The organism is Streptomyces sp. Go-475 (assembly GCF_003330845.1).
Taxonomy (GTDB): Bacteria; Actinomycetota; Actinomycetes; order Streptomycetales; family Streptomycetaceae; genus Streptomyces.
Window position 1 is genome coordinate 5,627,168 of the sequence record NZ_CP026121.1, and the last position, 22,724, is coordinate 5,649,891.

18 protein-coding genes are annotated in these 22,724 nt (G+C 71.2%); 17 read left to right on the forward strand and 1 reads right to left on the reverse strand.

Annotated features, from left to right (window positions below):
- Window positions 1-43: 43 nt before the first annotated feature.
- The 9 genes from C1703_RS26035 to C1703_RS26075 all read left to right on the forward strand — a co-directional run bounded on the left by C1703_RS26035 (window position 44) and on the right by C1703_RS26075 (window position 12,140).
- Window positions 44-2,224, forward strand: coding sequence for an ABC transporter family substrate-binding protein (locus C1703_RS26035; RefSeq protein ID WP_114255129.1), 2,181 nt, complete (start codon window positions 44-46; stop codon window positions 2,222-2,224).
- A gap of 105 nt (window positions 2,225-2,329) precedes the next feature.
- On the forward strand, window positions 2,330-3,007 hold the full coding sequence (locus C1703_RS26040) for a hypothetical protein (protein WP_114255130.1): 678 nt from the start codon (window positions 2,330-2,332) through the stop codon (window positions 3,005-3,007).
- A gap of 238 nt (window positions 3,008-3,245) precedes the next feature.
- The gene (gene typA, locus C1703_RS26045; RefSeq protein WP_114255131.1) at window positions 3,246-5,153 is read left to right on the forward strand and encodes a translational GTPase TypA; all 1,908 of its coding nucleotides are present in this window, start codon (window positions 3,246-3,248) and stop codon (window positions 5,151-5,153) included.
- Between the two features lie 633 nt (window positions 5,154-5,786).
- On the forward strand, window positions 5,787-7,400 hold the full coding sequence (locus C1703_RS26050; RefSeq protein ID WP_114255132.1) for an ABC transporter substrate-binding protein: 1,614 nt from the start codon (window positions 5,787-5,789) through the stop codon (window positions 7,398-7,400).
- Window positions 7,401-7,533: 133 nt separating this feature from the next.
- Window positions 7,534-8,463, forward strand: coding sequence for an ABC transporter permease (locus C1703_RS26055; protein ID WP_114255133.1), 930 nt, complete (start codon window positions 7,534-7,536; stop codon window positions 8,461-8,463).
- Complete coding sequence (locus C1703_RS26060; protein WP_114255134.1) at window positions 8,456-9,418, forward strand: ABC transporter permease; 963 nt, start codon at window positions 8,456-8,458, stop codon at window positions 9,416-9,418. The genes C1703_RS26055 and C1703_RS26060 overlap by 8 nt, the downstream gene beginning before the upstream one ends.
- Before the next feature lie 17 nt (window positions 9,419-9,435).
- Window positions 9,436-10,488 (forward strand): ABC transporter ATP-binding protein, encoded by a 1,053-nt coding sequence (locus tag C1703_RS26065; protein ID WP_269803234.1) that lies wholly within the window; start codon window positions 9,436-9,438, stop codon window positions 10,486-10,488.
- Window positions 10,481-11,629 carry a dipeptide ABC transporter ATP-binding protein gene (locus C1703_RS26070; RefSeq protein ID WP_114255136.1) on the forward strand — a complete coding sequence of 383 codons (1,149 nt, stop codon included), beginning with the start codon at window positions 10,481-10,483 and terminating at the stop codon, window positions 11,627-11,629. The genes C1703_RS26065 and C1703_RS26070 overlap by 8 nt, the downstream gene beginning before the upstream one ends.
- A 73-nt stretch (window positions 11,630-11,702) precedes the next feature.
- A complete protein-coding gene (locus C1703_RS26075; RefSeq protein ID WP_114255137.1) occupies window positions 11,703-12,140 on the forward strand; it encodes a VOC family protein in 438 nt (145 codons plus the stop codon).
- A gap of 109 nt (window positions 12,141-12,249) precedes the next feature.
- Here C1703_RS26075 and C1703_RS26080 read toward each other — a convergent pair whose 3' ends face one another.
- Entirely contained in the window at window positions 12,250-14,373 is a 2,124-nt protein-coding gene (locus C1703_RS26080) for a S9 family peptidase (protein WP_114255138.1), read from the reverse strand.
- Window positions 14,374-14,550: 177 nt separating this feature from the next.
- Between C1703_RS26080 and C1703_RS26085 the strand changes: the two genes are divergently transcribed.
- The 8 genes from C1703_RS26085 (at window position 14,551) to C1703_RS26120 (ending at window position 22,655) form a co-directional block, all read left to right on the forward strand.
- A complete protein-coding gene (locus C1703_RS26085) occupies window positions 14,551-14,745 on the forward strand; it encodes a hypothetical protein (RefSeq protein ID WP_030842840.1) in 195 nt (64 codons plus the stop codon).
- Window positions 14,746-14,773: 28 nt separating this feature from the next.
- Window positions 14,774-15,634 (forward strand): N-acetyl-1-D-myo-inositol-2-amino-2-deoxy-alpha-D-glucopyranoside deacetylase, encoded by an 861-nt coding sequence (mshB, locus tag C1703_RS26090; protein WP_114255139.1) that lies wholly within the window; start codon window positions 14,774-14,776, stop codon window positions 15,632-15,634.
- Entirely contained in the window at window positions 15,631-16,041 is a 411-nt protein-coding gene (locus C1703_RS26095) for a DUF6113 family protein (protein ID WP_114255140.1), read from the forward strand. Before mshB ends, C1703_RS26095 begins: the two co-directional genes overlap by 4 nt.
- Window positions 16,042-16,197: 156 nt before the next feature.
- Window positions 16,198-19,089, forward strand: coding sequence for a hypothetical protein (locus C1703_RS39880; protein WP_343236408.1), 2,892 nt, complete (start codon window positions 16,198-16,200; stop codon window positions 19,087-19,089).
- 143 nt (window positions 19,090-19,232) lie between these two features.
- Complete coding sequence (locus C1703_RS26105) at window positions 19,233-20,144, forward strand: ABC transporter ATP-binding protein (protein WP_114255141.1); 912 nt, start codon at window positions 19,233-19,235, stop codon at window positions 20,142-20,144.
- Window positions 20,141-20,881, forward strand: coding sequence for an ABC transporter permease (locus C1703_RS26110; protein WP_114255142.1), 741 nt, complete (start codon window positions 20,141-20,143; stop codon window positions 20,879-20,881). The genes C1703_RS26105 and C1703_RS26110 overlap by 4 nt, the downstream gene beginning before the upstream one ends.
- Window positions 20,878-22,044 (forward strand): histidine kinase, encoded by a 1,167-nt coding sequence (locus tag C1703_RS26115; RefSeq protein ID WP_114255143.1) that lies wholly within the window; start codon window positions 20,878-20,880, stop codon window positions 22,042-22,044. Before C1703_RS26110 ends, C1703_RS26115 begins: the two co-directional genes overlap by 4 nt.
- Window positions 22,041-22,655: a response regulator transcription factor gene (locus C1703_RS26120; RefSeq protein ID WP_114255144.1), complete on the forward strand. Its 615-nt coding sequence runs from the start codon at window positions 22,041-22,043 to the stop codon at window positions 22,653-22,655. Before C1703_RS26115 ends, C1703_RS26120 begins: the two co-directional genes overlap by 4 nt.
- Window positions 22,656-22,724: the final 69 nt, after the last annotated feature.

Below are 22,724 nucleotides of genomic sequence, written 5' to 3' on the forward strand. Positions count from 1 at the left end.
CAAAAGTGATCATAACGCCCGCGGCTTCCCGGAGGTAGCACAGATGTCCCAGCACGGCGTCGGCCCGCGTGCGGTCACGCGCTCGGTCGCCTTCCTCACCGCGGGCGTGCTCGCGGTGCCCGCGCTCGCCGGATGCGGCTCCGAGGACCCGGCCGGCAAGCCGCTCGCCGGGCAGGACATCCAGCCCGCCGCCCGCGACAGGATCGCCGACGGCGGCACCCTGCGCTGGGCCGTCGACTCCGTGCCCGACACGCTGAACACCTTCCAGTCGGACGCCGACGCCACCACCACCCGCGTCGCCCAGGCCGTCCTGCCGTCGATGTTCCGGATGAACGCCTCCGGCCGCCCCGAGCGCAACCCCGCCTACCTGGAGTCCGCGAAGGTCGTCGAGACCGAGCCCAAGCAGGTCGTGCTGTACAAGCTCAACCAGCAGGCCGTCTGGAGCGACGGCCGGGAGATCGGCGCCGCCGACTTCGCCGCCCAGTGGCGCGCCCTGTCCGGCAAGGACACCGCCTACTGGACCGCCCGCAACGCCGGCTACGACCGCATCCAGAAGATCGAACGCGGGGACAACGCCCTGGAGGTCCGGGTCACCTTCAGCCGCCCCTACGCCGACTGGCGCTCGCTGTTCTCCCCGCTGTACCCGAAGGACGTCATGGGCACCCCGGACTCCTTCAACGACGGGGCCCGCAAGAAGCTCAAGGTCACCGCCGGACCCTTCACGGTGAAGGAGGTCGACACCAAGGACGAGGAGATCACCCTCGCCCGCAACCCGCGCTGGTGGGGCGAGCCCGCCAAGCTCTCCGAGATCGTGCTGCGCACCGTCCCGCGCGACAAGCGGGCCTCCGAGCTGGCCGCCGGCACCCTCGACCTGGCCGAGATCGACCCCTCGGCGGCCCGCCGCATCACCGTCGCCGCCCGCCCGCAGAGCACCAGCAGCCCGCTGATGGGCCCGGGCGCCGACCGCACCGCCGCCGACGACCTGCGCTCCTGGGCCGTCGCCAACGGCTCCGACGAGGACGCCGCCGACGAGGAGACCGTCGCCCGCAGGAAGCTGCGCAAGGCGGCCGCCAAGTACGCCCGGCAGCAGCAGGCCCTGCGCGGCTTCGAGGTCCGCAAGTCCCTGGAACCGGCCTTCACCCAGCTCGCCCTGAACGGCGCCGAGGGCCCCCTCGCCGACGAGCGCGTCCGCCGGGCCGTCGCCCGCGCCCTGGACCGCAAGGAGCTGGCCGAGGCCGTCCTCAAGCCCCTCGGCCTGCCCGCCGTCCCGGTCGGCAGCCACCTGGCCCTGTCCGGCCAGGCCCACTACGCCGACAACAGCGGCGCCCTCGGCGGCCAGGACACCAAGGAGGCGCAGGCCCTGCTCGCCGACGCCGGCTGGGTGCGCGGCGGCCCCGTCAAGGAGCAGAAGAAGAAAGAGGAGAAGGCGGCCGGCCCCGAGGGCGAGAAGGCCTCCGGCTCCTCCGGCGACGCGTCGGACGACGACGGCACGTACATCGTCGGCGAGGACGACAAGGCCCGCCGCGGTCCGGACCCCGCCGACCACCTCGCCCAGGACGGCAAGCAGTACAAGCACCCGCACCACGGAGGCGCCCCCGGCGCGTACGCCCCCCAGGGCACCGCCGCCCCGGCGAACCGCGAGGCCGCCCCGCTCGCCAAGAACGGCAAGGCCCTCACCCTCCGCTTCGTGCTGCCCTCCGGGCCCGGCTCCCAGACGCTGCGCACGATCGCCGACCGCATCTCCCGCATGCTGGAGCGCGTCGGCATCCGCACGGAGATCTCCAAGGTCGCCGACGAGTCCTACTTCAAGGACCACATCGCGTCCGGCCAGTACGACCTCGCCCTGTACTCCTGGCCCGCGACGGCCTTCCCCGCCACCGACGCCCGCCCCGTCTACGCCAAGCCGGTCCCGGCCGCCGACGGCTCCCTCAGCATCGAGCAGAACTACACCCGCGTCGGCACCGACCAGGTCGACCAGCTCTTCGACCAGGCCGTGGCCACCCTCGACGAGGGCGAGTCCCGCTCCCTGATCCGCAAGGCCGACTCCCGCATCTGGGCCGCGGCCGGCTCCATCCCCCTCTTCCAGCGCCCCCAGCTCATGGCGGCCCGCAAGAACCTGGTCAACACCGGCGCCTTCGGCTTCGGCACGCCGGTCTTCGAGGACATGGGCTTCCTGAAGAAGGGCGCGAAGCCGGCGTCGGGCCCCTCGGCGAAGGACCAGTGACCCGGTAGCTCCCTTGCCGTTCCCGCCCGGCGCCCGCACCATGAACGCGGCAGTGATCATGGTGCGGGCGCCGGGCGTCCGCACCCGGGGGACGGGAGTCGGCGGATGCGCGGCACGGTGGGGCGGGCCTGCGCGGCCGGGCTGGTCATCGGGGTGCTGGTGGCGGGGATGGCGGCGTGCACGGCGGAGACCGACGGCGACGGCACGCACCGCGAGACCAGCGGGGCGGTGGCAAAGGCCTGCGCGGACGGCGTCTTCACCTGGTCCCACGTCACCACGCGGGACCGGCTGACCGGGATCTCCGACCCGGAGCGGCTCGGCGCGGGCGGCGGCGCCCTGCGGAACCCGGTACGGCGGGTGTACACCCCGAGCCCCTCGGTACGCGCCGAGGGACCGGCCCCGTCCGCCGCGGAGATCCTCTTCTCCCTCGGCAAGAAGACCGGGGAGATCGACTCCGACGCGCCCACCCTGGCCCAGGCGGGCGGGGACACCTGGGCGTTCACCGACGTCAGGCAGCCGGCCCCGAGGCTCGACCAGGACCGCGTCACGCCGCACGCGGCGGGCGAGTTCTACCAGTACGCCGGTGTGCGGGAGGTGTCGGCGGACTTCCGCTACACCTGCCCCGACGGCAGGACCGTCTCCGGCCACGCCCGGAACTGGACGGTCGACCTCGCGGGACTGGCCGACTGCGACGAACGCCCGGACTCGCCCCTGGCCCGCGAGGCCGCCCGGCAGGCCTGCGAACGGGCCATGTCTGGCGCTCCTAGCCCGTCCGGCGCTTGAGGACGAGGCCCGTTCAGGGCCGAAGCGGGGTCTGGGGGCGGCAGCCCCCAGCAGGCCCCGGCACCGACGCCGAGAACCTCATGACAAGGCCCTGAACTGCACCGACGTATCCCGGCTAACCCCAGCGGCCGCGCACCCGTACCATGGGGTGAGGCCGTGGCATGTTGAGCCCGGCAGGGCCCGCGCACCACCGACGTACGCGCAGGGCATTCCTCACACTCCGGGAGTACGCCTTCTTATGGCCACGCGCCACGACATCCGCAACGTCGCCATCGTCGCCCACGTCGACCACGGCAAGACCACCATCGTCGACGGCATGCTGAAGCAGGCCGGCGCCTTCGCCGCCCACCAGCTCGACTCGGTCGACGACCGCATGATGGACTCGAACGACCTGGAGCGTGAGAAGGGCATCACGATCCTCGCCAAGAACACGGCGGTGAAGTACCACCCCAAGGACGGCGGGGACCCGATCACCATCAACATCATCGACACCCCCGGCCACGCCGACTTCGGCGGCGAGGTCGAGCGCGGTCTGTCGATGGTCGACGGCGTCGTCCTGCTCGTGGACGCCTCCGAGGGCCCGCTCCCGCAGACCCGCTTCGTGCTGCGCAAGGCGCTCCAGCAGCGGCTGCCCGTCATCCTCTGCATCAACAAGACGGACCGCCCCGACTCCCGGATCGACGAGGTCGTCAACGAGACGTACGACCTCTTCCTCGACCTGGACGCCGACGAGGACCAGATCGAGTTCCCGATCGTCTACGCCTGCGGCCGTGACGGCATCGCGTCCCTCACCAAGCCCGAGGACGGCACGGTCCCGTCCGACTCCACCAGCCTGGAGCCGTTCTTCTCCACGATCCTGGAGCACATCCCGGCCCCGACCTACGACGAGTCGGCCCCGCTCCAGGCGCACGTCACGAACCTGGACGCCGACAACTTCCTCGGCCGTATCGCGCTGCTGCGCGTCCAGCAGGGCGAGCTGAAGAAGGGCCAGACGGTCGCGTGGATGAAGCGCGACGGGTCCGTCACCAACGTCCGCATCAGCGAGCTGATGATGACCGAGGCGCTGACCCGCAAGCCCGCCGAGAAGGCCGGCCCCGGTGACATCTGCGCCGTCGCCGGCATCCCGGACATCATGATCGGCGAGACCCTGGCCGACCCGGAGAACCCGGTCGCGCTGCCGCTGATCACCGTCGACGAGCCGGCGATCTCCATGGTCATCGGAACCAACACCTCCCCGCTGGTCGGCCGCGGCGCCACCGGCAAGGGCGCCGACAACAAGGCGGCCGTCAAGGACCGCAAGGTCACCGCCCGCCAGGTCAAGGACCGTCTGGACCGCGAGCTGATCGGTAACGTCAGCCTCCGCGTGCTCGACACCGAGCGGCCGGACGCCTGGGAGGTGCAGGGCCGCGGCGAGCTGGCGCTGGCCATCCTCGTCGAGACCATGCGCCGCGAGGGCTACGAGCTGACCGTGGGCAAGCCGCAGGTGGTCACCAAGGACGTCGACGGCAAGGTCTACGAGCCGGTCGAGCGCATGACGATCGACGTGCCCGAGGAGCACATGGGCGCCGTCACGCAGCTCATGGGCGTCCGCAAGGGCCGCATGGACAACATGTCCAACCACGGCTCCGGCTGGGTCCGCATGGAGTTCGTCGTGCCCTCCCGGGGCCTCATCGGCTTCCGCACGGAGTTCCTGACGCAGACCCGCGGCACGGGCATCGCCCACTCCATCCACGAGGGCTTCGAGCCCTGGTTCGGCACGCTCCAGACCCGCAACAACGGCTCCCTGGTCGCCGACCGCTCCGGCGCGGTCACCGCCTTCGCGATGACCAACCTCCAGGAGCGCGGCGTGCTCTTCGTGGAGCCGGGCACCGAGGTGTACGAGGGCATGATCGTCGGTGAGAACTCCCGCTCCGACGACATGGACGTCAACATCACCAAGGAGAAGAAGCTCACCAACATGCGGTCGTCGACGGCCGACGTGACGGAGTCCATCGTCCCGCCGCGCAAGCTGTCGCTGGAGCAGTCCCTGGAGTTCTGCCGTGACGACGAGTGCGTCGAGGTCACCCCGGAGGCCGTGCGCATCCGCAAGGTGAACCTGGACGCCCGCGAGCGCGCCCGCGCCGCGAGCCGCGCCAAGCACGGCTGACGCCAGGCGGTCCCATGACAGCACCGGGCACCCCGCGAGGGCGGGGTGCCCGGTGCTGTTCGTCACGGTGCTGCCGTCACAGCGCGGGTAAAGGGCGGGGAACGCGAAGGAAAGGGTGAGGGAAAACCCTCGATTTGCCGGTGACGGCCGTGCTGAGCGGCCCGCGCCCACTACCCTGCTGCGGAAGTGCCGAGCCTCCCCGGTCCGGGGAACGCGCAACGGCCTTGCCGCACAGCCTTCTTGAGCGCGCGACAGCCGCCGGTGGCACCTTGCACGGGAGCCACGGTAGTCGCAAGCGGTTTATCTCACTCTCGCGTCCGGAATGCGGACAGTCGCTACCGATAGATGTGTAACAAGTCCGTTTCGCAGGGATCTTTCACCAAACCCTTTGTCCGGATTTTGGAAGATGTATACGCGAGCTGTGATCGAACCGAGACCTCGAGAGTGTGGTTCGGTCCTGGCGTTTGGCAGATAGTTAGGCGCGTAGAGCTCGGATGAAGAGTCACTCGCCGGCAGCGGCGCGACTCACGAGCGCGGGGGCACCTGACGATTTCCGGCACCGGCGACGGGCGGTGGCGGTGGTCTGTCCTGTGCTCCCTTTGCGGTGAACCAATGACTTCATAGGAGGAACCCATGCGCGGTGCCAGGAGCGCCAAGTGGGTCGCGGGGGCGATAGTCGTCGCCCTGGCCGCCACCGCCTGCGGCGGCAGCGGTGATGACGAGGGGAACAACAAGGGTTCCGGGCCTGCGGGATACGTCTCGATCGACGTCGGCGAGCCGCAGAAGCCGCTGATCCCGGCTGACACCAACGAGAGCAACGGCTCGTACGTCATCCAAGCCCTGTTCACGCAGCTGCTGGACTTCGACGCCAAGGGCGAGATCGTCTACACGAACGCCGAGTCGGTCACGACCAAGGACTCGAAGACGTGGACGGTCAAGCTCAAGAAGGGCTGGAAGTTCCACAACGGCGAAGAAGTCACCTCCAAGTCGTACATCGACGCTTGGAACTGGTACGCCAACATCAAGAACAACCAGCAGAACTCCTTCTGGTTCCAGGACATCAAGGGCTACGACGATGTCCACCCGGAGAAGGGTGAGCCGAAGGCCAAGGCCATGTCCGGTCTGAAGGCCGTGGACGACCACACCTTCACCATCGAGCTGAAGTACACGATGCCGTACTTCATCTACAAGCTCGGCTACACCACGTGGGCCCCGCTGCCCAAGGTCTTCTACGACGACCCGAAGGCCTTCGGCCAGAAGCCGGTCGGCAACGGTCCCTACACCTTCGAGAAGTGGGACCACAAGAAGCTCATCCAGGTCAAGGCCTGGGACGACTACCTGGGCCCGAACAAGGCGAAGAACAAGGGCGTCCAGTTCAAGAACTACACGACGGTCGAAGCCGCCTACAAGGACGTCGTCTCCGGCAACCTGGACATGATCCGCCAGGTCGGCCCGACGGACCTGCCGAAGTACAAGCAGGACCTGGGCGACGGCGCCATCGACCAGCCGTACGCGGCCATCCAGACGCTGACCCCGGCGTTCTACTCGAAGACGTTCAAGGACATCGACCCGAAGGTCCTGCAGGGCCTGTCGATGGCGATCGACCGCAAGACGATCACCGACACGGTTCTGAACAAGACCCGCACGCCGGCCCAGGGCTTCACGCCGCCGGGCGTCAAGGGCTACCAGAACCTGGACACGGACGTGTTCACGTACAACCCGGCGAAGGCCAAGCAGCTCATCCAGGAGGGTGGCGGCGTTCCGGGCAACAAGTTCACCATCCAGTACAACACCGACGGTGGACACAAGGAGTGGGTGACCGCGGTCTGCGAGTCCATCCGCAAGGCCACCGGCGTCGACTGCGTCGGCGACCCGAAGCCGGACTTCGCCACGGACCTCGAGGCCCGTGACAACGACCAGGTGAAGGGCATGTACCGCGGTGGCTGGGTCGCCGACTACCCGGTCAACGCCAACTTCATGAAGGAGCTGTACCACTCCACCGCCGAGGCCAACAACGGTCACTTCTCCAACAAGGAGATCGACGGGCTGATGAACAAGGCGGACAGCGCCAAGTCCCTCGACGCGTCGGTGAAGGCCTTCCAGGAGGTCGAGAAGAAGCTGGTCGAGCACATGCCGGCCATCCCGCTCTGGTACTACCGCATCAACGGCGGCCACGGTAAGAACGTCGACAACGTCAACGTCGACTTCCACGGTGACCTCGAGGTCTGGGGCGTCACCACCAAGTAAGAGGAGCCTTTCCGGGCTCTTCCCACTCGGCCGTAAGCCCGCCGCCGCCCAGGTGGCGGTGGGAGGTTCGGGGGGCCGTCTCGTCACCAGGAGACGGCCCCCGCACCTGCGTTAACCCCTCACGGAGGCACCTATGGGGCGCTATGTCGCACGACGACTGCTCCAGATGATCCCGGTGTTCATCGGGTCAACCTTGATCATCTTTTGCATGATGTACGCCCTGCCCGGCGACCCCGTCCGGGCGATGATGGGAGACCAGGCGTACGACCCGACAGTGGTCGCGGGCATCAAGAAGGAGCTCGGTCTCGACCAGCCGCTCCTTCAGCAGTACGTGAACTACATGACCGGGCTGTTCCAGGGCGACTTCGGTACCCAGATCGCCAGTCAGCGGCCCATCGCGGACATCATCGCTGACGCCTTCCCGGTGACGATCAGGCTGACGCTCTTCGCCTTCACCTTCGTCACGCTCGTGGGCATCGGCCTCGGTGTGGTCGCCGGTCTGCGCCCCGACACGCTGCGGGACCGCGGGCTGCTGACGCTGACCCTGGTCCTCGTCTCCATGCCGTCCTTCGTGCTGGGCTTCCTGCTGCAGTACCTGTTCGCCTTCCAGTGGTCGGTCACCACGCCCACGGTGACGGACTCGACGGACTTCTCCCAGCTCATGCTCCCCGCCATCGTGCTGGCGTCCCTCTCCCTCGCCTACGTCGCCCGGCTCACCCGGACGTCGATCGCGGAGAACCTGCGGTCCGACTACATGCGCACCGCCGTGGCCAAGGGGCTGCCCCGCCGCCGTGTCATCGGTGTCCACCTGATGCGCAACTCGCTGATCCCCGTGGTCACCTTCCTCGGTATCGAGCTCGGCAACCTGATGACCGGCGCCATCGTGACCGAGGGCATCTTCAACGTGCGGGGTATCGGCATCGAGATCTACGACGCGCTCAGCCGGCGTGAGGGCGCCACGGTCGTGGGAATCGCCTCGCTGATGGTGCTCATCTACCTCGCCGCCAGCCTGATCGTCGACCTGCTCTACGCGGTCCTGGACCCGAGGATCCGGTATGCCTGACAAAACCGTCGAGAAGAAGGTCGACGCCCTCCCCGGTGACACCGTGAGCACCGCGGGCGTGGTCGTGGCCGACTCCGGCCCGGCTCCCGACAAGGCGCGCAGCCTCTGGTCCGACGCCTGGCACGACCTGCGCCGCAACCCGCTGTTCCTGGTCTCGGCCGCGCTGATCGTGTTCCTGCTGGTGATGTCGCTCTGGCCGGGGCTGTTCACCAACGCCTCGCCACGCGACGCCGATCTGGCCAAGCACTACCTGGGGAAGCCGAACTGGGGGCACTTCTTCGCTCCCGACTGGTTCGGCTACGACGTCCAGGGCCGCTCGATCTACGCGCGCGTCGTCTACGGTGCCCGCGCCTCGATCACCGTCGGTGTGGGCGTCACCATCGCCGTCACCATCATCGGCACGTTCATCGGCATGATCGCCGGCTACTTCGGCGGCTGGACCGACACCCTGCTGTCGCGGCTGACCGACATCTTCCTCGGCATCCCGTTCCTGCTCGGCGCCCTGGTCGTGCTCAACTCCTTCGACGACCGCACCGTCTGGGTCGTCATCATGGCCCTCGCCTTCCTGGGCTGGACCCAGATCGCCCGGGTCGCCCGCGGTGCCGTCATCACCATCAAGCAGGCGGACTACGTGGTGGCCGCCAAGGCGCTCGGTGCCTCGACGTCCCGGATCCTGTTCCGGCACATCCTGCCCAACGCCCTCGCGCCCATCATCGTCGTGGCGACCATCGCGCTCGGCGGCTACATCGCGGCCGAGGCCACCCTGTCCTTCCTGGGCGTGGGTCTCGGTGACTCGGCGGTATCCTGGGGCGGCGACGTCGCGCGAGGACGTGAGCAGCTCCGTATCGCGCCCCACACCCTGATCATCCCGTCGGTGATGGTCTCGATCACGGTGCTGTCGTTCCTGATGTTCGGCGATGCGGTACGCAACGCCCTCGACCCCAAGCTGCGCTGAGGGAGGCGTACGTGACCATCATCGATGAAGTGGCCGAGAGTCCCGCCCCCGACGGCTCGGGGGGCGCGGACCGTCCGCTGCTGGAAGTCCGCGACCTGCACGTGGAGTTCCGCACGCGCGACGGGGTCGCCAAGGCCGTCAACGGCGTCAACTACTCCGTCTCCGCGGGCGAGACGCTCGCCGTGCTCGGCGAGTCCGGCTCCGGCAAGTCCGTCACCGCCCAGGCCATCATGGGCATCCTCGACATGCCGCCCGGGAGCATCCCCAAGGGGGAGATCCTCTTCCGCGGTCAGGACATGCTGAAGATGTCCGCCGAGGAGCGCCGCAAGATCCGCGGCCGGCACATCGCCATGATCTTCCAGGACGCGCTGTCGTCGCTGAACCCGGTCCTGACCGTCGGCTACCAGCTCGGCGAGATGTTCCGCGTCCACCAGGGCATGTCCAAGAAGGACGCCAAGGCCAAGGCGATCGAGCTGATGGACCGCGTGAAGATCCCGGCCGCGAAGGAGCGCGTCGGCGACTATCCGCACCAGTTCTCCGGCGGTATGCGCCAGCGCATCATGATCGCGATGGCGCTCGCCCTGGAGCCGGACCTGATCATCGCCGACGAGCCCACCACGGCTCTCGACGTGACGGTCCAGGCACAGGTCATGGACCTGCTCGCGGAGTTGCAGCGCGAGTACCACATGGGCCTGATCCTGATCACCCACGACCTCGGCGTGGTCGCCGACGTCGCGGACAAGATCGCGGTGATGTACGCGGGCCGGATCGTGGAGACCGCCCCGGTGCACGAGCTGTACAAGCGGCCCGCGCACCCCTACACCAAGGGTCTGCTGGACTCGATCCCGCGCCTGGACCAGAAGGGCCAGGAGCTGTACGCGATCAAGGGCCTGCCGCCCAACCTGACGCGGATCCCGTCCGGTTGCGCCTTCAACCCGCGGTGCCCCCAGGCACAGGACATCTGCCGTACGGACGTCCCGCCGCTGCTGCCGGTCACCGAGCGGGACGGCGGCGAGCTGGCCGGCCGCGGCAGCGCGTGCCACTTCTGGAAGGAGACGATCCATGGCTGAGCTGGAGAAGACGGACGAGTCCATGGACGCCACCCCCAACGTCACCGACGTGGAGACGGTCGACGCCGCCACCGACGAGGAGGCCGTGGCCGCCATCGAGGCGCCGGTCGAGCGCGGTGAGCCGATCCTCCAGGTGCGCAACCTGGTCAAGCACTTCCCGCTGACCCAGGGCATCCTGTTCAAGCGTCAGGTCGGCGCGGTCAAGGCCGTGGACGGGGTCTCCTTCGACCTCTACCAGGGCGAGACGCTCGGCATCGTGGGCGAGTCCGGCTGCGGCAAGTCCACCGTCGCCAAGCTGCTGATGATGCTGGAGACGGCGACCGCGGGCGAGATCTTCTACAAGGGCCAGGACATCACCAAGCTGTCCGGGCGTGCGCTGAAGGCCGTCCGCCGCAACATCCAGATGGTGTTCCAGGACCCGTACACCTCGCTCAACCCCCGTATGACGGTGGGCGACATCATCGGGGAGACCTTCGAGATCCACCCCGAGGTGGCGCCGAAGGGCGACCGCCGCCGCAAGGTCCAGGAGCTCCTGGACGTCGTCGGCCTCAACCCCGAGTACATCAACCGCTACCCGCACCAGTTCTCGGGCGGTCAGCGCCAGCGCATCGGCATCGCCCGCGGCCTCGCGCTCAACCCCGAGATCATCATCTGCGACGAGCCGGTCTCCGCGCTGGACGTGTCCGTCCAGGCGCAGGTCATCAACCTGATGGAGAAGCTGCAGGACGAGTTCAACCTCTCCTACCTCTTCATCGCCCACGACCTGTCGATCGTCCGGCACATCTCGGACCGGGTGGGCGTGATGTACCTCGGCAAGATGGCCGAGATCGGCACGGACACGGAGATCTACGACCACCCGACGCACCCCTACACCCAGGCGCTGCTGTCGGCCGTCCCGGTCCCCGACCCGGAGTCCCGCGAGGGGCGCGAGCGGATCATCCTCACCGGTGACGTCCCGTCCCCGGCCAACCCGCCCTCGGGCTGCCGCTTCCGCACCCGCTGCTGGAAAGCCCAGGACAAGTGCGCCCAGGAGGTGCCCCTCCTGGCCGTCCCGGAGCGCTTCCAGGGCTCGGACTCCCCGGCGGCCCACGAGTCGGCCTGCCACTTCGCCGAGGAGAAGGACGTGGTCCACGCGGCCTGATCCATCCCGCCGCCGCTCCGGTTCCCGGCACCCCCCAGGGGTGCCGGGAACCGGCGTGCCGGAGGATCCCGGCATGCTGCATCACATCGAACTGTGGGTCCCCGACCTGCCCCGCGCCGTCCGCGAGTGGGGCTGGCTCCTCGGCCGCCTCGGCTGGCTGCCGTACCAGGACTGGGAACGAGGCCGGAGCTGGCGGCTCGGCCCGGTGTACCTCGTCGTGGAGCAGTCGCCGGCGATGAGCGCCGCCGGGCACGACCGCATGCGGCCCGGGCTCAACCATCTCGCGTTCCACGCGGGCCCTCCCGCGGGGGTCGACGCGCTGGCCGTCGAGGCGCCCGGCCACGGCTGGACGCCCCTCTTCGCCGACCGCTACCCGCACGCCGGCGGCCCCGGGCACCACGCGGCCTACCTCGTGAACACGGACGGCTTCGAGGTGGAACTCGTGGCGTCCGAGGCCGCACAGCCCCGCAAACCCCCGCGAACTGCGTTAACACGCAGGCAACTTGGCTGACCCGGTCCCGATATACGGACGCGTCAGGCTGTTCAGCGTACGGCCGTGCGGGTGCCGTAAGCGGGCCGGGGCGCGCCATGTCGCCCCGGCCCGTTGCCGTGCTCAGGGCTCAGGTGCCCGTAAGGCCCAGGGAGCGCTTCAGGAAGTCCACCTGGAGGAGGAGCAGGTTCTCGGCGACCTGTTCCTGGGGGGTGATGTGCGTGACCCCGGACAGCGGCAGTACCTCGTGCGGGCGGCCGGCGGCCAGCAGGGCCGAGGACAGGCGCAGGGCGTGGGCGACCACGACGTTGTCGTCGGCGAGGCCGTGCACGATCATCAGCGGGCGGTGCGGCTCGGCGGGGGAGGAGAGCCCGTCCGGGGTGACCAGGGAGCTCTTCGCGTACGGCTCCGGGTGCTCCGCCGGGACGCCCAGGTAGCGCTCCGTGTAGTGCGTGTCGTACAGCCGCCAGTCCGTCACCGGCGCGCCCGCGATCCCTGCGTGGAAGACGTCCGGGCGGCGCAGCACCGCCAGGCCCGCCAGCCAGCCGCCGAAGGACCAGCCGCGGATCGCCACCCGGGACAGGTCGAGAGGGTGCCGCCGCGCGAGGTCCTGCAGCGCCTCCACCTGGTCGTCCAGTGTCACCGTGAAGTCGTGGTGGACCGCCTTCTCCCAGGCGGGGGAGCGGTGCGGGGTGCCGCGGCCGTCCGCGACCACCACCGCGAAGCCCTGGTCCGCGAACCACTGCGAGGTGAGGTGCGCGTTGTGGGCCGCTGCCACCCGCTGGCCGTGCGGGCCCCCATAGGGGTCCATCAGCACCGGCAGGGGGGTGTCACCGGCGTAGTCCCGAGGCATAAGCACGGCGCACGGGATTCGGCGTGCGCCCCCCTCGGTGAGTGTCACGCGGGGGGACATACCAGGATCTTCGGCGTACGAACGGACAGACGCGATCGGTTTTCCGTCGCGCAGGACCTGCACCCGCGAACCCGGCCGGTCGAGCGTCGCCGAGACCAGGACCGTCACGCCCCCGGCCCGCACCGCCGCGTGCCCGCCCGGCTCCTGCGAGACCCGCTCCACGCCCAGCTCGTTGACCCGGTACACATGCACCTGGCCCGTCTCCGCCTCGGCCGCCTCCTCGCCCGCCGAGGCCGAGATCAGCACGTCGTCGTCGGAGACGTCCAGCACGGCCCTGACGTGCAACTGCGCTCCCGTGAGCGGCCGTTCCCCGACCGCCAGGACCCGCGCGCCGCCCTCGTCCGCGATCCGGACCAGCTGCCCGGACGGGCTCCAGTACGGCACCCCAGCGAAAAGTTCCAGCCATGTTCGATCTTCGTCGGCGTGCACCATCCGCGTCGCGCCCGAGTCCGCATCCACGGCCAGGATCAGCTGGCCGCGCTGGTCACGCGACTGCACGAGCAGCAGCGGCGCACCCGCCCCTGACCAGTGCACACGCGCCAGATACGGATACCGGGCCCGGTCCCAGGCCACCTCCGTGCGCGCCCCGTCCAGGCCGACGACGAACAGCCGCACCTCCGCGTTGCCGGTGCCCGCCGCCGGATACGCCACCCGCTGCGGCTCCCGCTCCGGATGCGCCGGGTCGGCGATCCACCACCGCTCCACCGGCGTGTCGTCCACGCGCGCCACGAGCAGCCGGTCCGACTCCGGCGCCCACCAGAAACCGCGCGCCCGCCCCATCTCCTCGGCCGCGATGAACTCCGCCAGTCCGAACGAGACATTTTCCGACTCCGGCTCGGCGAGCGCCCGGTCGCCCTCTCCCTCGGCGCCCACCACCCGCAGCGCGCCCCGGGCCACATAGGCGACATGCCGCCCGTCGGGCGACGGACGCGGGTCGATCACCGGCCCCGGAGCGGGCAGTTCACGCGCCGTCCCGGCCCGCAGCTCGGCCGCGAAAAGCCGCCCTGACAAGGCGAAAGAGGCCAACTCGACGGCCGAGTCGGTGGCGTACCCGACGATGCCGGCACCGCCCTCGCGGCTGCGTTCGCGCCGGGCCCGCTCCTCCGGCGAGAGGTCCTCCGAGGCACCGCCCAGCAGGGCGCGCGGGTCGGCGGCCACGCGCTCCCCGCCCTCCTCCGTGTCGAGGACCCACAGCGAACTCGCCCGGTCCGTGCCGGAACCGGAGCGCAGGAACACGACACGCGAACCGTCGGGCGCCACGGTGAACGAACGCGGCGCGCCGAGCGTGAAGCGCTGGGTACGGGCGTGCCGTCGGGGGAAGGAGTCAGGCTCGGTCGTCATGCCCTGACCATATTGGCCATGCGCCCCCTTGTGCGGCCGTGCGCCGATCGATGCGCACGGACGGATAGTTATGATCAATGTCGCATAGTGGGTATGAACCTGCTGGCTGCTGTACGGATTTAATGCCCCCATAGTCCGACCCCCCGCGCCCCTGTGGATCTTTGGAGGTGAGCCGCCGTGGCACTCTCGATTTCGGCGGTGGTGCTGCTGGCGATCATCGTCTTCCTGCTCATCAAGAAGTCAGGGCTGAAGGCGGGGCACGCCATCGTGTGCATGCTGCTCGGCTTCTACCTCGCCTCCTCGACCGTCGCTCCCACGATCAACGAGCTGACGACCAACATCGCGGGCATGATCGGCAGCATCAAGTTCTGACCGTCCTGGGACCTCGTAGGGTGGTCCCATGACGGAACTGCCCTCCCGGCGTCTGCTGCTGGTGCACGCGCACCCGGACGACGAGTCGATCAACAACGGCGCGACCATGGCCAGGTACGCGGCCGAGGGTGCCCACGTCACGCTCGTCACCTGCACCCTCGGCGAGCGCGGCGAGGTCATCCCGCCGGAGCTCGCGCACCTGACCGGTGCCGCCCTGGGCCAGCACCGCCGCCGTGAGCTCGCCGCCGCCATGGCCGCGCTCGGCGTCCGGGACGTCCGCCTGCTCGGCGGCGCCGGCCGCTACAGCGACTCCGGGATGATGGGCCTGCCCGACAACGACGACCCCGCATGCTTCTGGCAGGCCGACGTCGACGCGGCCGCCGCCCACCTCGTCGAGGTGATCCACGAGGTACGCCCCCAGGTCCTCGTCACCTACGACGACCACGGCGGCTACGGCCACCCCGACCACATCCAGGCCCACCGCGTCGCCATGCGCGCCGCCGAGCTGTCCGCCGAGACCGGCTGGACGATCCCCAAAATCTACTGGAACCGGGTCCCCCGGCCTGTTGTGGAGCAGTCCTTCGCCCGGCTCCGGGAGGACCTGCCCGGCACCCCCTTCACCAAGACGGCCGAGGTCGACGACGTACCCGGGGTCGTGGCCGAGGAGCGGATCACCGCCGTGATCGACGGCACCGCCCACGCCGCCGCCAAGGCCGCCGCGATGCGCGCCCACGCCACCCAGATCACCGTGGCCGAGCCGTACTTCGTGCTGTCCAACGAACTCGCCCAGCCGATCCTCACCACCGAGTACTACGAGCTGGTGCGGGGCGAGCGGGGCTCAGGCGAGCGGGAGACGGACCTGTTCGCGGGTGTCGAGGAGGCCTCATGAGCGACCGGACGCCGATGCTCGCCCAGCCGATGCGGCCGCCCTCCGCCGGACGGGCCGCCGCCTGCCTGGGGTTCTTCCTGCTCGGGGCCGTCGTGGGGGCGGCCGGGTCGCTCGTGCAGCCGGGGTGGTTCCCGGGCGGGCTGATCCTCGCCCTGGCCGGTGAGGCCGGGCTCGTCCTCGGTGCCGCCCGGGTCCTCCGTGGCCGGGCCGGGGGCGTCGCGGCCGCGGCCGGCTGGATGCTCGCCGTCGTCCTGCTCACCGCCAGCCGCCCGGAGGGCGACTTCCTCTTCGCCGCGGGGAGCGGCTCCTATCTCTTCCTGCTCGGCGGCATCGCCGTGGCTGTGATGTGTGCCACCTTCGCCCCGGGGCGGCAACCCGACGGTGGTCCCGTCCGACTTGGCAAGTGACGTACCGCTTCGCCAGGACCTGCGCGTGGGGGTCCGGTGTGGGTTTCCATGGCGGTCCTGGGATACGGGTGAGAAGTGGCCAGTATGGTGGTGCGCGCCGCCGAGCTGCCCGCGTGAGGTTGTGTCGGGCGGCGGAGCCAACCGGGAGAACCTGCCTTGAGTCGTGAAACTGACACTCCGTCCTCCGGGCCCAACGGGCGCGGCGGAGCCGCCTACCCGTCGGGTACGCCGCCGTACGGGACCCCGACGGTCTCCGACGGCGGTACGGGCGCGGACCGTTCGGCCGCGCGGCCGGAGGAACGCAAGACCGAGACCACGCTGACGACCCGGATCCGGATCAACATCCCCGGGTCGCGGCCCATTCCGCCGGTGGTGGTGCGCAAGCCCGTCGCGGAAGCGGACGGCCCGGGCGACACCGACACGCGCGGTGAGGCGCCGACGGCGCCGGGCGGCACGGCGTCCCGGGGCGCGGGCACGGTCGAGTCTCCCGCCGAGTCGGCTCAGCCCGCCGAGGACAAGCCGGCCAGCGACTGGTTCGCACCCCGCAAGTCCGGCGGCGGCAAGGGCGGTCAGGGCAGCGGCTCCACCAACGGGGCCGGTCTGCCGGGCGGTTCCGGTCCGGCGGCGTCCGGTTCCGGCGCGGGCGGCCCCGGTTCCGGCGCGGGTGCGTCCGGTGGGGCACGGCCCGGTGCCGGGCGGCCCGGAGGCGTCGTCGGTTCCATGAGCGCGCCGGGCGGCTCCCGGTCCGGCGGTACCAACGGCGCGGGGCTCCCGGGCGGCGCGACCGGCGGACCCGTCGCGCCCGGGCACGGCGGCGGCACCGGCTCCTTCGACGTCACCGAGGCACTGGCGGCCGGCCCGCTCGGCAACGGCTCGCGTCCCGCCCCGGGCAACGGCGGCGAACCGCGCCGCGACGACCTGCCCTACTTCTCGGACAACGGCGGCGGCCAGAACGGACAGGGCGGCTACGGCGACCCGGGCGCGTCCCGCGACTTCGCCGACCACGGCGGCCCCGGCACCCAGGGGCCGACCGGCCCGACCGGCGGCCCGGTCACCGGTGACGGCCCGATGATGCCCCCGGCCGCCGGCCCGGGCGCGCCCGACGGCTTCCCGGGGCAGAACGGCCAGGGCGGTTACACCGAGCGCGGTCCGGGTGGTCCCGGTCGTCCGGGTGCCTTCGGCGAGCCGGGTGGTCCCGGTGGGCCTGGCGGCTTCGGGGAGCCGGGTGGTCCCGGCGGCCCCGGTGCTTTCAACGAGCCGGGCGGTCCGGGTGGCCCCGGCGGGCCTGGCGCCTTCAGTGAGCCCGGCGGCCCCGGTGCTTTCAACGAGCCGGGCGGTCCGGGTGGCCCCGGCGGGCCTGGCGCCTTCGGTGAGCCCGGCGGCCCCGGTGCCTTCAACGAGCCGGGTGGCCCCGGTCGTCCGGGTGCTTTCAACGAGCCCGGTGGTCCCGGCGCTCCGGGCGGCCCCGGTGGATACAACGAGCGCGGCGGTCCCGGTGGCTCCGGCGGCCCTGGCGCCTTCGGCGGCCCCGGAGGCCCGGGTGGTCCGGGTGGCCCCGGCGCCCCTGGCACGTCCGGCGCTCCCAGCGCCTTCACCGACCCCGGCCGCCCGGGAGCCCCCGGTGCCCCCGCCGGTCCGGGCGCCATAGGCGGCCCCGGTGGCCCGGGCGCACCCGGCAGCCCCGCCGGCGCGGGAGGCCCTGGCGGCCCCGCGGCCACGGGCAGCCACCCCACCGTCGGCGGCCCCGCGGGCCCTGGTGCCCCCGGTGGCCCGGGCGGTCCCGCGCGCCCCGGGGGCGGCGCCCCCACCGGCCCCGGCGCCGCAGGCCAGGGCGCCGCAGGCCAGAGCGGTGGCATGAGTGATGACACCGCCATCCTCACTCCGCAGAAGCCGGCCCCCGAGCCGCCGGACGGTCAGGGCTACGCCCCCCGCCACGACAACGTCTCCGGGCACACCGTCACCAGCGGCATCCCCGTCGTACCGCCCGGCACGGCCTCGCCGTTCGGCCCGGGCGCGCCCGGCGACGGCCCGGTGCCGCACACGGCCCCGAAGCTGCCCGAGCCGGTCTCGCCGCCCCCGGCGAGTTCCGCGAAGGCGCCCAAGAAGAAGGGGCGCAGCAAGCTCGTGCTGCTCGCCGCCGGCGTGGTCGTCCTGGCCGGTGGCGTCTACGGCGCCGGCCTGCTGATGAACCGCACCGACGTGCCCAAGGGCACCACCGTGCTCGGCGTCGACATCGGCGGCGGCACCCGCGACGACGCGGTCAAGAAGCTCGACAAGGCCTTCGACGACCGCGTCGGCAAGGAGCTGAAGCTGTCGGTGGGCGGCAAGACCGTCGTCCTCGACCCGGACAACGCGGGCCTCCAGTTCGACATGGACGCCACGGCCGACGCGGCGGCGAAGAGCGACTACAACCCGGTCTCCGTGATCGGCTCGCTGTTCGGCAACCACCGGGTCGTCACGCCCGTCATGCCCGTCGACGAGGAGAAGCTGCACGCCTCCCTGGAGAACGCCGCGGGCGGCTCGGGCGCCTCGACCGACGGCACGATCAAGTTCGAGGGCGGCAAGGCCGTCCCCGTCTACGGCAAGCCGGGCAAGGGCGTCGACCTCGCCCGGTCGACCAAGGCGGTGGAGGAGGCGTACCGCACCCAGGTGGAGACCGGCGCGGCGGGCACGGTGAACCTGCCGACCACCACCCGGCAGCCGAGTGTCTCGAACGCCGAGGTCGACCGGGTGCTGAAGGAGATCGCGCAGCCCGCGATGTCCGACCTCGTCACCGTCCGCACCGACGCGGCCCACAGCATCGACTTCGGCCGGCTGTCGCTGCCGAAGATCCTGAGCTTCAAGGCCGTCGACGGCAAACTGGTGGACACGTACAACCTCAAGGCGCTCCAGGAGGCCTACGGCACGACCTTCGTGGGCGTGAAGATCGAGGGCGCGAGCGGCAAGAGGGACGTCACACCGCAGGACGTCGTCGCGGCACTGCGCAAGGCCCTGCGCGGCAAGACGCCCGCGGAGCGCGTCGGAGTCATCGACACCAAGCCCAACTGACCTCCGGCCGCCCGTCGTACGAGAGCCCCCGCCCGGTGAAGGCGGGGGCTCTCCTCGTCACCCGGCGGGCATGACACCTGTCACACGGCACTCCGGACGCCCGACACTGCCCCCGTCGGCGGGCCCGAAGCCACGATGGCCGTATGACAACGACAGCCTCGGTAGTCGCCTTCGACCAGGTGAGCAAGGCATACGACGCGGTCCGGGCAGTGGACGCACTGACCCTGACCCTGCGCCCGGGGGAGACCGTGGCGCTGCTGGGTCCCAACGGCGCCGGCAAGTCCACCACCCTCGACCTGCTGCTCGGCCTGAAGAACCCGGACAGCGGCACGGTCCGGCTCTTCGGCACCAGCCCCCGGCAGGCCATCGTCGCCGGGCGCGTGGGCGCCATGCTGCAGAGCGGCGGGCTGATGGACGAGGTGACGGTCGCCGAACTCGTGCGGCTCGCCTGCGCCCTGCACCCCAGGCCGTACCAGCCCTCCGAGGTCCTGGCCCGCGCGGGCATCGCGCAGATCGCCGACCGCAAGGTCCACAAGCTCTCCGGCGGCCAGGCCCAGCGCGTCCGCTTCGCCCTGGCCACCGCGGGCGACAGCGATCTCATCGTGCTGGACGAGCCCACCACCGGCATGGACGTCACCACCCGTCACGCCTTCTGGGCCACCATGCGCGAGCAGGCCGACCAGGGCCGGACCGTCCTCTTCGCCACCCACTACCTCGAAGAGGCCGACGCGATCGCCGACCGGGTCCTCGTCCTGCACCGCGGCCGGCTCCTCGCCGACGGCACGGCCTCCGAGATCAAGGCCAAGGCCGGCGTCCGCCGCGTCTCCTTCGACCTGGCGGACCCGATCGACGAGCCCGCGCTGCGCGCCCTGCCCTTCCTGACCTCCCTGACGGTCTCCGGCCGGACCGTCCGCATCCAGTCCGCCGACGCCGACGCCACCGTCCACGCGCTGTACGGCCTCGGCCTCCACCCCCGCAACCTGGAGGTCGCCGGACTCGGCCTGGAGCAGGCCTTCGTCGCCCTCACCACCGCCGAGGAGGCGAAGTCGAAGTGAACAGCCTGATCAAGCTGGAACTCACCCGCGCCCTGCGCAACCGCAAGTTCCTGTTCTTCTCGGTGATCTACCCGTCGGTGCTGTTCCTGATCATCGCCGGCAACGCCGACAGCACCACGAAGGTCCCCGGCACCGGCCTCACCCTCCCGACCTACATGATGGTCTCGATGGCCTCCTTCGGCGCCCTCACCGCCGTCCTCATGGGCAACAGTGAGCGCATCGCCAAGGAGCGCGAGGGCGGCTGGGTGCGGCAGCTGCGCCTGACCGCGCTGCCCGGCCGCGGCTACGTCCTCGCCAAGACCGCGAGCGCCGCCGTCGTGAGCCTGCCGTCCATCGTCATCGTCTTCGTCGTCGCGGCGGCCGTGAAGGACGTGACCCTGGACGCCTGGCAGTGGCTCGCCCTCACCGGCGCGATCTGGGCCGGCAGCCTCGTCTTCGCCGCGCTCGGCGTCGCCATCGGCTACCTGGCCAGCGGGGACGCGGTCCGCCCGATCACGATGATCACCTACTTCGGCCTGTCGATGCTCGGCGGCCTGTGGATGCCCACGACCACGTTCCCCGGCTGGCTGCAGGACATCGCGAAGTGGCTGCCCACGCACGCGTACGCTGCCCTCGGGCAGGCCATCGAGCAGAGCCGCGCCCCGCACGTCCGGGACCTCGCCGTCCTGGTGGTGTCGTTCGCCCTGTTCGCGGGCGGCGCGGCCTGGCTGTACCGGAAGGACACCTTGAAGGCGTGAGCGGCGTAGGGGTCGGTATCGGGCAGCGCCCGGTGAACCGCAGACAGCGGGTCGTGAAGTCGCTCTGGACGGGCATCTGGCTGGTCTACCTGAGCGCTCCCGTCACCGACCTGCTGCACGGCGGTCACGGCACGGGCGTGCGGATCCTCGGCTGGCTGGGCCTGGCCGCGTTCGTCACCTGGTACATGCTGCTGGTCTTCCGCACGGGACGCGGCGAGCGCAACCCCGTGGTGCTCGGCTCGCTCGGGGTGCTCGCCGCCCAGTCCACGCTGCTCGCCCTCACCCTCGGCCGCGAGTGGCTGGTGCTCTTCGTGTACGTGTCGATCGCGTCCGGCGCGGCCCTGCCCCCGCGCCTGGCCCGCTGGACGATCCCGGCCGCGTGCGCGCTGCTGACCGCCGTCGCGTTCGCCACGCACGACGGGCTTGGGTACCTTTCCGGCCTGCTCATCCCGGCCCTCCTCGGCGGCTTCGCGATGACCGGCGTACGCGAACTCGTCCGGACGACCATCGCGCTGCGCGAGGCCCGCGCGACCGTCGCCCAGCTCGCCGCCAACGAGGAGCGCCTGCGCCTGGCCAGGGACCTGCACGACCTGCTCGGCCACTCCCTGTCCCTGATCACGCTGAAGAGCGAGCTGGCCGGCCGGATGCTGCCCGGCCAGCCCGAGAAGGCGGCCCAGCAGGTCGCCGACATCGAGCAGGTCAGCCGCCAGGCCCTGGTCGACGTGCGCGAGGCCGTCACCGGCTACCGCCGCCCCCGCCTGAACGCCGAACTCGCCGGTGCCCGGGTCGCCCTCGCCGCGGCGGGCGTCACCGCCGAGCTGCCCGTCGAGCCCGGCCTCACCGGCGTCCCCGAGGAGAGCGAGTCCGCCCTCGCCTGGGCCCTGCGCGAGGCGGTCACCAACGTCGTACGGCACAGCGGCGCCCGCCGCTGCACGGTGGAGCTGCTGCGTCGCCAGACCCTCGACGGCCCGATGCTCGAACTCACCGTCGAGGACAACGGCTCCGGCGGCCCGGGCGACGGCCACGGCAACGGCCTCACGGGCCTCGCCGAACGCCTCGCCACGGCGGGCGGCACCCTGGAGGCGGGCCCGCTCAAGCGCGGCTTCCGCCTGGTCGCTCGCGTCCCCGCGGCCGGTGCGGCGGACGTAGGATCCCCGGCATGAGCCGCACGATCAAGGTCCTGCTCGCCGAGGACCAGTCGATGGTCCGCGAGGCCCTGGCCGCCCTGCTCGGCCTGGAGGAGGACATCGAGGTCGTCGCCCAGGTGGCCCGCGGCGACGAGGTCCTGCCGGCGGCCCGGGCCCACGCCGTCGACGTGGCGCTCCTGGACATCGAGATGCCCGGCGCGACGGGCATCGAGGCCGCGGCGCGCCTCCACGCGGAACTCCCCGCCGTGAAGCTGGTCATCCTCACCACCTTCGGCCGCCCCGGCTACCTGCGCAGCGCCATGGAGTCCGGCGCCGACGCCTTCCTGGTCAAGGACGCCCCCGCCGCCCAGCTGGCCGAGGCGATCCGCAAGGTCCTCACCGGCGAACGCGTCATCGACCCGACGCTCGCGGCAGCGGCCCTGGCGGAGGGCGCCAACCCGCTGACGGACCGCGAGCGCGAGGTCCTCCGCGCGGCAGCCGACGGCTCCACCAACGCGGAACTCGCGGCAGCCCTCCACCTCTCCCAGGGCACGGTCCGCAACTACCTCTCCACGGCCATCCAGAAACTGGCGGTGAGAAACCGAACGGAGGCGGCCCGGGTGGCACGCGAAAAGGGGTGGCTGTAGCGCTTTTGGGGGCGCGGGGAACTGCGCGACCAGCCACGACGCACCCGCACCCGCGATCCCACACGCGCC